The organism is Kitasatospora sp. NPDC057223, from assembly GCF_042669755.1.
Taxonomy (GTDB): domain Bacteria; phylum Actinomycetota; class Actinomycetes; order Streptomycetales; family Streptomycetaceae; genus Kitasatospora.
Map to the genome: position 1 here is coordinate 1 of NZ_JBHUWW010000208.1, position 10,067 is coordinate 10,067.

The window sequence follows — 10,067 nt, forward strand, 5'->3', positions numbered from 1 at the left end:
CACCGGGCCCGTCCGCCCGGTGCGGCGCGGCGCGCGTGCGGCCCGGCGGACAACAAGGATGATGTGACCCATCACACAGTTTGAGCCTGTCCATCGCTCCCCCGGAGCACCTACGCTTGCCCGGAGTTGTAGGTAGTCGTACGACCTCCGGGCCCCGCCCGCAGTGACGGTCACGGGCCCCTGAGGGAGTTGACGCGATGCGCCGAAGGCGTTGGAAGCGTGTACTGATCGGCGCCTTCGCAGGTTGCGCCGTACTCGTGGACGCCGGCGCGGCCGCCGCGCAGGCAGCCGCCTCCACCGAGCAGGTCGCCATCGCGACTCCGCCCGCCGGCAGCGCCGCCTGGGTGCAGGACCACTCGCTCGGACGCGCCCTGCCCGACCCGGCCACCGCCACCGCCGGGGCCGTCGCCGCCTTCTTCGCCGCGCTGACCCCCGCCGAGCAGGCCCGCCTGCTCGCCGAGTACCCGCTGGTGGTCGGCAACCTCGACGGCGCCCCGCTCGACCTGCGCTACCGGGCCAACCGGGCGGCGATCGCCGCCGAACGCGACCGGGCCCAGGACCGCGCCGCCGACCGCTCGCTGGACTCCACCGCCCGCGCCCTGGCCGTCTCGCGCGCCAACGACTGCGCCCACCTGCTGGAGCCGGGCCGGCAGATCCTGGCCTTCGACCCGCGCGGCCGCGGCCTGGTCAGCGAGGTCTTCGGCGACCTGGCCTCCGCCGAGCGGATCTCCGTGCTCGTCCCCGGCTCCGACGCCGACCTCGGCCACCACGACCAGGCCGCCGAGCCGCTGCGCTCCCCCGCCGGGATGGCCCGGGCCCTGCTCGCCGAGGAGCAGCGCCAGGCCCCCGGCACCCGCGCCGCCGTGATCGCCTGGACGGGCTACGTCACCCCGTCCGGCCTCGGCCCGGACGCCGTCACCTCCCGGCTGGCCGACGTCGCCGCCCCCCGGCTGGAGCGCCTGCTCGACGGGCTGGACGAGACCACCGACCCGGCCGCCGACCCGGCCCTGTTCTGCCACTCGTACGGCTCGGTGGTCTGCGGGGTCGCCGCACCGGACCTCCCGCACACCACCGGCACCACCGACATGGTGGTGTTCGGCAGCCCCGGCATGGGCGTGCAGAGCGCCGCGGAACTCGGCACCGGCGTCCAGGTCTGGGCGACCCGCAACCCCGACGACTGGATCGGCAACGTGCCGTACCTGGAGGTCGGCGGGCTCGGCCACGGCGCGGACCCGACCGGCAGCGGCTTCGGCGCGCAGGACGTCTCCTCGGCCGGCGCCTCCGGCCACAACGGCTACCTGGCTCCGGGCACCGACAGCCTGCACAACTTCGGCTCGATCGCGCTCGGCCGCTACCAGGGCGTCAACCTCCAGCAGCCCGAGGCGGGCTGACGCTCCGGCGGCCTCCCCCGGGCTACTCGCGGCCGGCCGAGGTGAAGGTCATGTCGGCGTAGCGCGTCCCGCTGACCCGGCCGGCGATCGGCTCCAGCTCGGCGAGCTCCTCCGGGGTCAGCCGGAGCGTGGCCGCCGCGGTGTTCTCGGCGAGGCGGGTCCGCTTGCGGGTGCCCGGGATCGGCACCACGGTCAGCCCGTGCACCTCGGCGCGCTGGTGCACCCAGGCGAGCGCCACCTGCGCCGCGCTGACCCCGCGCCCGGCGGCGATCTTCAGGATCGGGGCGACCAGCGTTGCGTTGGCCTGCGCGTTCGCGCCGCTGAACTGCGGGTGGTGGCGCCGGTAGTCGTCCTGCGAGAGCTCCTCGGCGGCGGCGAACGAGCCGGTCAGGAAGCCCCGGCCGAGCGGGGAGTAGGGCACGAACGCGACCCCGAGCTCGGCGGCGGCGGGCACCGCCGACTGCTCGACGTCCCGCGAGAAGATCGACCACTCGGACTGGAGCGCGGCGATCGGGTGCACGGCGTGCGCCTCGCGCAGTTCGGCGCCGGTGACCTCGGACAGGCCGAGGTGGCGCACCTTGCCGGCCTGCACCAGCTCGGCCATCGCGCCGACCGACTCGGCGAACGGGACGCCCGGGGCGCGGCGGTGCATGTAGTAGACGTCGATCACGTCCACGCCGAGCCGGCGCAGAGAGGCGTCCACGGCGGAGCGGACGTACCCGGCGTCGTTGCGCACGCCCCGGTAGGCGGGGTCGTCGGCGCGGCGCTCGATCGCGAACTTGGTGGCGAGCACCACCCGGTCGCGGTTGGCGCGGACGAACGGGCCGATCAGCTCCTCGTTGTGGCCGGCGCCGTAGATGTCGGCGGTGTCGAAGAGGGTGACGCCGGCGTCGAGCGCGGCGTCGAGGGTGGCCAGCGCCTCGGTGGTGTCGGTGGGGCCGTAGAACTCGCTCATGCCCATGCAGCCGAGGCCCTGGACGCCGACGGTGGGGCCGTTGCTGCCGAGCTTGGTGGTGGGGAGAGTCATGCGCTCTGCTTCCTCTGATCGTGGGCGGGAGTGCCCGCGGGCGGTGTGCTCGCGCGGGCGGCGGTGCCGGAGTACAGGTCGATCTTGTGGTCGAGGACGGCGAGGGTCGCGTGCAGGTCGGCGAGCTTCTGCCGGACCTCCTCGCGGTGGGCGACCAGCAGTTCGCGCCGGTCGCCGACCGTCACCGGGCCCCGGCGGGCCAGCTCGACGTACCGGAGCATGTCGGCGACCGACATGCCGGTCAGCCGCAGCCGGCCGAGGAAGGCCAGCCGGGCCAGGTCCCCGTCGCTGTAGCGGCGCTGGCCGGAGTAGGAGCGGTCGACCGGGTCGAGCAGGCCGATCCGTTCGTACCAGCGCAGGGTGTGCGCGGTGAGGCCGCTGGCCGCCGCGACCTCGCTGATGGTGTGCCGCGGGTTCCGGTCCGGCTCGCTGTCCGGCGTGCTGTAGACGTCACTGCAACTGCGCAGGCCGTCGCTGGTCGGAGTGAGTGTGGCCATGAACCGGAACCCCCTGGTGTGCGGTGTCTACGACGCTAGTGAGTTAGAGCGCACTCCAAGCAAGCGTCCCACTCGGGCGGGCGCGGCGGTACTCGTTAGAGTCGGGGCCATGCAGAGCTTGCGGATGATCGAGGATTGGCCGGTGCCCCACGCGGCTACCGCCGTGGTGCGCGGTGCGGACGGCGCGCTGCTGGGTGCGGACGGGCCGCAGGAGCGGCCGTTCCCGCTCGCGTCGGTGACGAAGCTGCTCAGCTCGTACGCGGCGCTGGTCGCGGTCGAGGAGGGCGTCTTCGAGCTGGACGACCCGGCCGGGCCGCCGGGGTCGACGGTCCGTCACCTGCTGGCCCACACCTCCGGGCTGGCCTTCGACGAGCACCGGACGATGGCGGAGCCGGGCACCCGCCGGCTGTACTCGAACGCCGGGTTCGACGTGCTCGCCGAGACCCTCGCCAAGGCGTCCTGCATCCCGTTCGCGCAGTACGCCGCGGAGGCCGTCTTCGAACCCCTCGGCATGCGGGCCACCTACCTGGACACCGCGCACCGCGCACCGGCCGGGGCCGGCGGCGTCTCCACGGCGGCCGACCTGTGCCGCTTCGCCGCCGAGCTGCAGGCCCCGCGCCTGCTGGACGGCTCGACCGTCGAGGCGGCCACCCGGGTGGTCGCGTTCCCCGGCCTGAGCGGCGTGCTGCCCGGCTTCGGGCACCGCCGGCCGAACGACTGGGGCCTCGGCTTCGAGATCCGCGGCGACAAGTCCCCGCACTGGACGGGCACCGCCAGCTCGCCCGCGACCTTCGGCCACTTCGGCCAGTCCGGCACCTTCCTGTGGGTCGACCCGACGGCCGGCGTGGCCTGCGTCGCGCTCACCGACCGCGACTTCGGCCCGTGGGCGGCCGAGGCCTGGCCCGCCTTCACCGACGCCGTCCTGGACGAGCTGGACGACTGAGTGCCCGCCCGCTCTCGTCCGGCGGACGGCCCGGGTGGCGGGGCGCCCGGGGCCGTCAGCCGTACGAGAGCGGCGAGTGCATCTCCCAGAGCAGCAGCTCGGCGCCGTGCTCGCCCGCCGTCGGGTCGGCGAAGGCCGCCCCGGTGATCCGGGCGCTGTCGCCCGGCTCCATCGAGCGTCCGCCGCCCTGCGGGCCCCGGACGGTACGGAAGCCCAGCGAGCCCGCCGTCAGGTGCGCGTAGCGGTACGCGGCGGCGGGCAGCTCGGGCAGCGGCAGCCAGGGGCCGGCCGTGACCAGCCAGAGCGCGGCGTCCGAGCGGCGCAGCCGCAGGGCCGGCGTGGCCGCGTCCCGCTCCAGGCCGGAGGCGAGCAGGGTCAGCCCGTCCTCGGCCGGCTCCACCCGGCGCAGCCCGTAGGCGGGGGCGGCGTCGAAGACGTCCGGCTGGAGCCACATCTGGACGAACCGGACGGGCACCTCGGCGCCGCCCACGTTGCGTTCGGTGTGGGTGACGCCGGAGCCCGCGCCGAGGTGCTGCACCATGCCGGGGCGCACCACGCCGCTGTGGCCGTCACTGTCGCGGTGGGCGAGCGCGCCCTCCAGCACGTAGGTGAGGATCTCGGTGTCGCGGTGGCGGTGCTCGTCGTAGCCCGCGCCGGGGGCGAGCTGCTCCTCGTTGCAGGCCAGCAGGGCGCCGAAGCTGGTGTTTCGCGGGTCGTAGTGGCCCGAGAAGGAGAACGCGTGCCTGGTCTCGATGCCCTCGGCGGGGGTCGAGAGGTAACGCTCGGCGGTGCGGCGCAGGTCGGTACGGGGGCGGGTGGCGGCGTCGGTCACGGGCTCACGGTAGCCGGTGTGATCGTTGCCACCGGTGCGGATCGGAGGGGTTGTGCACAAGCGGTCACTCCGGTGAGGCAGTCTTGTCCTGTGCCAGCCGCTTCAGCGAACGCCAAGAACGACACGACAGACCAGCCCGACGATGCCGCAGCTGCGGTGCAGGCCGCGAAATCCGCGCCCGCGAAGGCGGCAGGCCGGGCCGCCTCGCCGCGTGCGGGCCGGGCCGCGCCGCGCCTCACCGCGCAGGAACGCAAGGTGATCGCGGAGCGCGCGGAGCGGCGGGTGGCGACGCTCAAGCGGCTGGAGAAGTCCTCGGGGAAGCTGGCCTCCGCCGCGATCGCCCGGATGGACGACCAGCTGGGCTGGTACCGGCGGATGCCGCCGGAGCACCGCTCCTGGATCGGCCTGGTCGCGCAGGCGGGCATCGCCGCGTTCACCGAGTGGTACCGGCACCCGGACGCCCCGCAGGCGATCTCCACGGACGTCTTCGGCACCGCGCCGCGCGAGCTGACCCGGGCCATCACGCTGCGCCAGACCGTCGAGCTGATCCGCACCACGATCGAGGTGATGGAGGAGGCCATCGAGGAGGTGGCCGCCCCCGGCGACGAGGCGGACATGCGCGAGTCCGTGCTGGTGTACGCCCGCGAGATCGCCTTCGCGACCGCCCAGGTGTACGCCCAGGCGGCGGAGGCCCGCGGCGCGTGGGACGCCCGCCTGGAGGCGCTGGTCGTCAACTCGCTGCTCTCCGGGGACGCGGACGAGGGAGTGCTGTCCCGGGCGGCCGCGCTCGGCTGGGGCCAGCCGAGCCAGGTCCGGGTGGTGATGGGCAGCGCCCCGGACGGGGACAGCGAACTCGTGGTCGAGGCGATCCGGCGGGCCGCCCGCTACGCCAAGCTGCACGTGCTGACCGGTGTGCTGGGCAAGCGCCTGGTGGTCGTCGTCGGCGGCGACAAGGAGCCGGTGCACGCCGCCCGCGCACTGATCGGCCAGTTCGCGGCCGGCCCGGTGGTGGTCGGCCCGACGGTCGGCGACCTGCTGTCCGCGACCCGCTCCGCGCACGCCGCGGCGGCCGGCCTGCGCGCCTGCGCCGCCTGGCCGGACGCCCCGCGCCCCGTCCTCGCGGACGACCTGCTGCCGGAACGCGCCCTGGCCGGGGACGCGGCGGCCCGCCGCCAGCTGGTGGAGGAGATCTACACACCGCTGGAAGAGGCCGGATCGGCCCTGCTGGAGACCCTGAGCGTCTACCTGGAGCAGGCCTCCTCGCTGGAGGGCGCCGCCCGGATGCTCTTCGTCCACCCCAACACGGTGCGCTACCGGCTCCGACGTGTGACTGATGTCACGGGCTATGCTCCCTCCGACGTACGTTCGGCCTTCACCCTGCGCATCGCACTCGCGCTTGGCCGGCTCGGCACGGTGGGGGAGCAGAGCTGACAGCGCTGTAGGGACCCAACAATCCCGCGTGCTTTTCTTCGTTACCGTCGCCTACCCGCCCGCGGGCGCCTGGCGAGAGAGGGTTGAACCGTGCTCGTAATCGTCGCCCCTGGACAGGGTGCCCAGTCTCCCGGATTCCTCAGCCCCTGGCTGGAGGTGGACGGCGTCGCCGACCGCCTGCGCGGCTGGTCCGAGGTCGCCGGGATCGACCTGGTGCACTACGGAACCGAAGCCTCCGAAGAGGAGATCAAGGACACCGCCGTCGCGCAGCCGCTGCTGGTCGCGGCCGGCCTGGTGACCGCCCGGGCGCTGTTCCCGGACGAGACCGAGGCCCGCCGGCTGGTCGGCGCGGTCGCCGGCCACAGCGTCGGCGAGATCACCGCCGCCGCCGGCGCCGGTGTGCTGACCGCGCACGACGCGCTGGCGTTCGTCCGCGAGCGCAGCCTGGGCATGGCCGAGGCGGCCGCGGCCACCGCGACCGGCATGATCGCCGTTCTCGGCGGCGACGCCGAACTCGTCGCGGCCAAGCTCGCGGAGCACGGCCTGACGGCGGCCAACAACAACGGCGGCGGCCAGATCGTGGCGGCCGGCACGCTGGAGCAGCTGGAGGCCCTGCGGGCCGACGCGCCGGCCGGCTCCCGGCTGATCCCGCTGAAGGTGGCGGGGGCCTTCCACACCGAGCACATGGCCTCGGGCGTGGAGCGGCTCGCCAAGCTGGCCGCGACCCTGGTGGTCTCGGACCCGGCCCTGGCCTACGTCTCCAACCGGGACGGCGAGGTCGTGCAGTCCGGCGCCGAGGTGCTGGACCGGCTGGTGTCGCAGGTCTCCAACCCCGTCCGCTGGGACCTCTGCATGGAGACCCTCCAGCAGCTCGGGGCCACCGCCGTGATCGAGCTCTCGCCGGCCGGCACCCTCACCAACCTGGTCAAGCGCAACGTCAAGGGCGTCGCGACGCTGGCCCTGAAGACCCCGGCCGATCTCGACAAGGCGCGCGCGCTGGTCGCCGAGCACGGCGGTCAGGAGCAGTCCGCATGAGCACCCCCCGGATCCGGCCCACCACCGGCGCGGCGTACTCGAGGATCCTCGGCGTGGGCGGCTACCGCCCCGTCCGGGTGATCCCGAACGCCGAGGTGCTGAACTGGATCGAGTCCTCGGACGAGTGGATCCGCAGCCGCAGCGGGATCGCCGAGCGGCGCTGGGCCGGCCAGGACGAGACCGTCGCCGAGATGTCGGTGCAGGCGGCTGGCAAGGCCATCGCGCAGTCCGGCATCACCGCCGGGCAGATCGGCGGCGTGATCGTCGCCACCGTCTCGCACCTGAAGCAGACCCCGGCGATCGCCACCGAGATCGCCGAGCGGCTCGGCTGCGGCACCGCTCCGGCGTTCGACATCTCGGCCGCCTGTGCGGGCTTCGGCTACGGCCTGGGCCTCGCGGACGGCATGGTCCGCGGCGGCAGCGCCGAGTACGTGCTGGTCATCGGCGTCGAGCGGCTCAGCGACCTGACCGACACCTCGGACCGTTCGACCGCGTTCATCTTCGGTGACGGCGCCGGTGCCGCCATCGTCGGCCCGTCCGACACCCCGGGCATCAGCAAGGTCATCTGGGGCTCGGACGGCTCGCAGAAGGACGTCATCTCGCAGACCGAGGCCTGGGACACCGCGTTCGGCAAGGAGGACGCCGTCAACGGCCTCGCCGACGACCGGCTCCCCGGCCAGGCCGGCAAGTGGCCGGCCCTGCGGATGGAGGGCCAGAGCGTCTTCCGCTGGGCCGTCTGGGAGATGGCGAAGGTCGCCCAGCAGGCGCTGGACGCCGCCGGGATCACCGCCGACCAGCTCGGCGCGTTCATCCCGCACCAGGCCAACATGCGGATCACCGATGCCATGATCAAGGCACTCAAGCTGCCCGCGTCGGTACCGGTGGCCCGCGACATCGCCGAGACCGGCAACACCTCGGCGGCCTCCATCCCCCTGGCGATGGAACGCATGTTGGAGAGCGGGGAGGCCCGCAGCGGCGATCTCGCCCTGATCATCGGGTTCGGGGCGGGTCTCGTCTACGCCGCGGCAGTCGTTACGCTCCCCTAGGCACATCCGCAGTACAGCTGTACCCGTTCGTACCCGTCAAGAGAACCGCGGCCGCCCGCCGGGCGGCCGCACCAAACACCGAAGAGGAGCAGCCACCATGGCTACTACCAAGGACGAGGTCCTGGAAGGTCTCGCTGAGATCGTCAACGAGATCGCCGGTATCCCGAACGAGGACGTCGAGCTCGACAAGTCCTTCACGGACGACCTCGACGTCGACTCGCTGTCCATGGTCGAGGTCGTCGTGGCCGCCGAGGAGAAGTTCGAGGTGAAGATCCCGGACGACGAGGTCAAGAACCTCAAGACCGTCGGCGACGCCGTGGACTACATCCTCGCGAACGTCTGAGCCTCGGTCACCACGACCGGCCAGGTCGGCCAGCCCGACCGCTAGACCGGCCGGGGCTCCCCGCTCGCGGAGCGCCCCGGCCGGGCCCCACCCCCGGCGCCGCCGAAAACCCCGCCACACGTGAGAGAGACAATCCAGTGACCGCTGAAAACCGCACCGTGGTCGTCACGGGTATCGGCGCCTTCACGCCGCTGGGCGGCGACGCCGCCTCCACCTGGGACGGCCTGCTCGCCGGCCGCTCCGGGGTGAAGGTCCTGACCGAGGAGTGGGCGGCCGACCTCCCCGTCCGGATCGCCGCGCGCACCGCGGTCGAGCCGGGCGAGATCCTCCCCCGGCCGCTGGCCCGCAAGCTGGACCGCTCGGCGCAGTTCGCGCTGATCGCCGCCCGCGAGGCCTGGGCCGACGCCGGCTACGAGACGCCCGCCACCGACGTGTCCTCCAAGCTCGCCCCCGAGCGCCTGGGCGCGGTCATCGCCTCCGGCATCGGCGGCGTGACCACCCTCCTGGACCAGTACGACGTACTGAAGGAGAAGGGCGTCCGCAAGGTCTCCCCGCACACCGTCCCGATGCTGATGCCCAACTCCCCGGCGGCCAACGTCGGCCTGGAGGTCGGCGCTCGCGCGGGCGTGCACACCCCTGTCTCCGCCTGTGCCTCCGGCGCCGAGGCGATCGGCTACGCGATCGAGATGATCCGTACCGGCCGCGCCGACGTCGTGGTGGCCGGCGGCACCGAGGCGGCGATCCACCCGCTGCCGATCGTCGCCTTCGCCAACATGATGGCGATGTCCAAGAACAACGACGAGCCGCAGCGCGCCTCCCGCCCGTACGACAAGGCCCGGGACGGCTTCGTCCTCGGCGAGGGCGCCGGCGTGATCGTGCTGGAGTCCGCCGAGCACGCCGCGGCGCGCGGTGCCCGGGTCTACGCCGAGGCCGTGGGCCAGGGCCTGTCCTCGGACGCCCACCACATCGCGCAGCCCGAGCCGACCGGTGCGGGCGTGGCCCGCGCGCTCGCCGACCTGTTCGAGCGCAACCAGCTCGACAAGTCCGAGATCGTGCACGTCAACGCGCACGCCACCTCGACCCCGCAGGGCGACACCGCGGAGCTGAAGGCCCTGCGCAAGGAGCTCGGCGAGCACCTCGACCACATCGCGGTCTCCGCGACCAAGTCGATGACCGGCCACCTGCTGGGCGGCGCCGGCGGCATCGAGACCGTCGCCACCGTGCTGGCGCTGTACAACCGGCTGGCCCCGCCGACCATCAACGTCGACGACCTGGACGACGACGTGGACGCGGACATCGTCACCGGCGAGCCCCGCAAGCTGCCCGCGGGCCCGATCGCCGCGCTGAACAACTCGTTCGGCTTCGGCGGCCACAACGTGGTGCTGGCCTTCCGCAGCGTCTGACCGCAGTACTGACAGTGGGGCCCGCGCTCGATGAGCGCGGGGCCCCCCGCGGTCGCGTGTAAACCAAAACGAGCCCCCCAGACACCCAACAAAAACGGATTGCGGCGTGGGGGTGGAGA

10 protein-coding genes are annotated in these 10,067 nt (G+C 73.7%); 7 read left to right on the forward strand and 3 right to left on the reverse strand.

Annotated elements, in window-relative coordinates:
* Window positions 1-197 precede the first annotated feature (197 nt).
* Window positions 198-1,391, forward strand: a complete 1,194-nt coding sequence (locus ACFUK0_RS38075) for an alpha/beta hydrolase (RefSeq protein WP_380258291.1) — start codon at window positions 198-200, stop codon at window positions 1,389-1,391.
* 22 nt (window positions 1,392-1,413) lie between these two features.
* Here the strand turns inward: ACFUK0_RS38075 and ACFUK0_RS38080 are convergent, their stop codons facing one another.
* Both ACFUK0_RS38080 and ACFUK0_RS38085 read right to left on the reverse strand, forming a co-directional pair.
* Complete coding sequence (locus tag ACFUK0_RS38080; RefSeq protein WP_380258294.1) at window positions 1,414-2,418, reverse strand: aldo/keto reductase; 1,005 nt, start codon at window positions 2,416-2,418, stop codon at window positions 1,414-1,416.
* The gene (locus ACFUK0_RS38085) at window positions 2,415-2,915 is read right to left on the reverse strand and encodes a MerR family transcriptional regulator (RefSeq protein ID WP_380258296.1); all 501 of its coding nucleotides are present in this window, start codon (window positions 2,913-2,915) and stop codon (window positions 2,415-2,417) included. Before ACFUK0_RS38085 ends, ACFUK0_RS38080 begins: the two co-directional genes overlap by 4 nt.
* 109 nt (window positions 2,916-3,024) lie before the next feature.
* Between ACFUK0_RS38085 and ACFUK0_RS38090 the strand changes: the two genes are divergently transcribed.
* Window positions 3,025-3,858, forward strand: coding sequence for a serine hydrolase domain-containing protein (locus ACFUK0_RS38090; protein ID WP_380258298.1), 834 nt, complete (start codon window positions 3,025-3,027; stop codon window positions 3,856-3,858).
* 55 nt (window positions 3,859-3,913) lie between these two features.
* On the opposite strand, the gene ACFUK0_RS38095 is transcribed toward ACFUK0_RS38090, so the two are convergent.
* Window positions 3,914-4,690 carry a pirin family protein gene (locus ACFUK0_RS38095; protein WP_380258300.1) on the reverse strand — a complete coding sequence of 259 codons (777 nt, stop codon included), beginning with the start codon at window positions 4,688-4,690 and terminating at the stop codon, window positions 3,914-3,916.
* A 255-nt stretch (window positions 4,691-4,945) separates the two neighbouring features.
* Here ACFUK0_RS38095 and ACFUK0_RS38100 point away from each other — a divergent pair, with 255 nt between their 5' ends.
* The 5 genes from ACFUK0_RS38100 to fabF all read left to right on the forward strand — a co-directional run bounded on the left by ACFUK0_RS38100 (window position 4,946) and on the right by fabF (window position 9,948).
* Window positions 4,946-6,121: a PucR family transcriptional regulator gene (locus ACFUK0_RS38100; RefSeq protein WP_380258310.1), complete on the forward strand. Its 1,176-nt coding sequence runs from the start codon at window positions 4,946-4,948 to the stop codon at window positions 6,119-6,121.
* A gap of 90 nt (window positions 6,122-6,211) precedes the next feature.
* The gene (locus ACFUK0_RS38105) at window positions 6,212-7,156 is read left to right on the forward strand and encodes an ACP S-malonyltransferase (protein WP_380258302.1); all 945 of its coding nucleotides are present in this window, start codon (window positions 6,212-6,214) and stop codon (window positions 7,154-7,156) included.
* Window positions 7,153-8,202: a beta-ketoacyl-ACP synthase III gene (locus ACFUK0_RS38110; protein ID WP_380258304.1), complete on the forward strand. Its 1,050-nt coding sequence runs from the start codon at window positions 7,153-7,155 to the stop codon at window positions 8,200-8,202. The genes ACFUK0_RS38105 and ACFUK0_RS38110 overlap by 4 nt, the downstream gene beginning before the upstream one ends.
* 97 nt (window positions 8,203-8,299) lie before the next feature.
* A complete protein-coding gene (locus tag ACFUK0_RS38115; RefSeq protein WP_380258306.1) occupies window positions 8,300-8,545 on the forward strand; it encodes an acyl carrier protein in 246 nt (81 codons plus the stop codon).
* A gap of 137 nt (window positions 8,546-8,682) precedes the next feature.
* Window positions 8,683-9,948, forward strand: coding sequence for a beta-ketoacyl-ACP synthase II (fabF, locus tag ACFUK0_RS38120; RefSeq protein ID WP_380258308.1), 1,266 nt, complete (start codon window positions 8,683-8,685; stop codon window positions 9,946-9,948).
* The last annotated feature ends 119 nt before the right edge of the window (window positions 9,949-10,067 follow it).

What these genes read in the sequence shown, in the direction of transcription:
- ACFUK0_RS38075 (WP_380258291.1), top strand. Translation starts at nt 198, where the DNA reads ATGCGCCGAAGGCGTTGGAAGCGTGTACTGATCGGCGCCTTCGCAGGT.
- ACFUK0_RS38090 (WP_380258298.1), top strand. Translation starts at nt 3,025, where the DNA reads ATGCAGAGCTTGCGGATGATCGAGGATTGGCCGGTGCCCCACGCGGCT.
- ACFUK0_RS38110 (WP_380258304.1), top strand. Translation starts at nt 7,153, where the DNA reads ATGAGCACCCCCCGGATCCGGCCCACCACCGGCGCGGCGTACTCGAGG.
- ACFUK0_RS38115 (WP_380258306.1), top strand. Translation starts at nt 8,300, where the DNA reads ATGGCTACTACCAAGGACGAGGTCCTGGAAGGTCTCGCTGAGATCGTC.
- ACFUK0_RS38080 (WP_380258294.1), bottom strand. Translation starts at nt 2,418, where the DNA reads ATGACTCTCCCCACCACCAAGCTCGGCAGCAACGGCCCCACCGTCGGC.
- ACFUK0_RS38085 (WP_380258296.1), bottom strand. Translation starts at nt 2,915, where the DNA reads ATGGCCACACTCACTCCGACCAGCGACGGCCTGCGCAGTTGCAGTGAC.